The organism is Zoogloea oleivorans (assembly GCF_008107625.1).
Classification (GTDB): Bacteria; Pseudomonadota; Gammaproteobacteria; order Burkholderiales; family Rhodocyclaceae; genus Zoogloea; species Zoogloea oleivorans.
Map to the genome: position 1 here is coordinate 1 of NZ_SDKK01000085.1, position 1,819 is coordinate 1,819.

Below are 1,819 nucleotides of genomic sequence, written 5' to 3' on the forward strand. Positions count from 1 at the left end.
GGCCTGCAGGTCGGCGATGCGCTCGGCGGCCTCGTCGAAACGGCGTCCCTCGACAGCCAGCTCGGCCTCGGTCATCAGACGTGCGACACGCGCCTCGGAATCGTGGGCCGCGGCCTTCTCGAGCCAGAACCGGTAACGTTCGTCATCCCGCAGGGAATGCGCCGAACGGGCGGCCAGCAACGCGGCGAGGCCCGGCGACTCATTGGCCTCGTAGGCCACCGCGGCCTGCTTGAGGGCCTGGCCGAAGCGTCCTTCGATGCGCAGGCGGGCCGCGTCGTAGAGGGCCTGCGAGGCCCGCTCGCGACTCTTCCTCTGGCGGAAATGCTGCACCGCGCGGGGCAAGGCCAGGGTCCGCGAAACCAGGCGCGACAAGGCATAGACCGCCCCAAAACCGCCTACCGCCAGCAGAATCAGCAGATTGAGGGAAATCTGGATACGGTACGGCGGCCACACCAGCAGGGCGTAACCTTCGTTGTAACGGCCGGCAACCGCCAGACCGGCAGCCAGGGCGAAGAGCCCGATCAACCACAGCAAAGCGCGCATGGCCGGCCTCAGTTCTTCTTGGCCGGCTTGGCGGACTTGTCCACCACCGCGGGCTGAGCCAGATCGGCCCGGCGCTCATGCACCGCCTGCAAACCATGCAACGCCGTCTGACTGGCCTGCAGGGTCGGCAGATCAACACCGACCGGCGTCTTTTGCAGCTCGACGAGATCGTCCTTCGCCGCGCCAACCGCAGCGTTCTTCACATCGAAATAGCGCTCGAGCCACTGGGCCGAGATGCGCACATCCTCGCGGAAGGTGTTGCCATCGCGGGACAGCAGCGCCAGACGCGCATTCATCAGGCGCAGCTTGAGGTTCTCGCGCAGGAAAACCGCGTTGCTCGGCGCCAGCAGGGCCGGGTCGGGGCGATCCATGCGCTCGATGCGCACCAGCTGGCTGAATTCACTCCAGAAATCCAGCCACAGGCTCTTCAGAAAGGAGGGCTCGCTCTTGTCGGACTTGCGCGCCTCGCCCTTGGGCTTGGCTTCGAAAGCCAGCGGCAGCGTGTCGATTCGCCCGATCAGGGTTTCCAGCTTGAGCGCCACACCGGCCGAATCCACCTGGGGCAGCGACTTGAGGGTTTCGATGTCGCCGGCAATGGCCTTGCGCAGCGGCAGCCAGTGCGGACGGTCAAGGCTGCCGAGCCGCGCATCGGCGGTCTGCAGCGCAAACAGTGCGGTCTGCACATTGCCGGCCAGTTGCAGTTGCTGGGCGGAAATGGTCACGGCCTGTTCGACTTCGGCCAGCACCCGGTCGTCGCGGGTGCGCGAGAACTCCTGGTACATGGACTCCAGCGCCACCTGCTGGCTCTGCGACTCGGCGAGGCGGGCTTCCAGCGCCCCGACCTTGCCCTGCAGGTCCTGCAGGTTTTCCTGGGCCTGTTTGGCGAGGGCGCGGGCTTCCTTGCCGACCGTGTCGCTGTCGGACAGGCGCCGGGCCAGTTCGTCCTGGAGGTCGCCGAGGCGGCTGCGGGTCTCGACCCACTGCCAACCCAGCAGAACCACCGCAACGGCGGCGATGATGGCGGACGGCCGACGCCAGGCGGAGGGCGCCGCGGTGGTCGGCGAAGAAGAATCGAGGGGCGGAAGGCTGGGAAGTTCGCTGCTCATGAGTACCAGTTTAACCCGGATAGGCGTTGTGGTTGCGGGCGGAGAAGTGGCCGATCAGGCCGTCGATGAGGCCTTGATCGCCGGGGCCGGTGGCAATCACCGTGGCAAAGCCGCCGTCCCGCGCCGCCGCCGCAATGCGCGGATGGGGCACGAAGACCGGCACCGGGGCC

2 protein-coding genes are annotated in these 1,819 nt (G+C 67.4%); both read right to left on the minus strand.

Going from position 1 to position 1,819, the window contains the following annotated elements; genetic code table 11:
• Positions 1-543: heme biosynthesis HemY N-terminal domain-containing protein (locus ETQ85_RS25830; RefSeq protein ID WP_281283136.1), on the minus strand; the 543-nt coding region annotated here is incomplete at its 3' end.
• An 8-nt stretch (positions 544-551) separates the two neighbouring features.
• A complete protein-coding gene (locus tag ETQ85_RS25835; RefSeq protein WP_148581844.1) occupies positions 552-1,649 on the minus strand; it encodes a uroporphyrinogen-III C-methyltransferase in 1,098 nt (365 codons plus the stop codon).
• Positions 1,650-1,819: the final 170 nt, after the last annotated feature.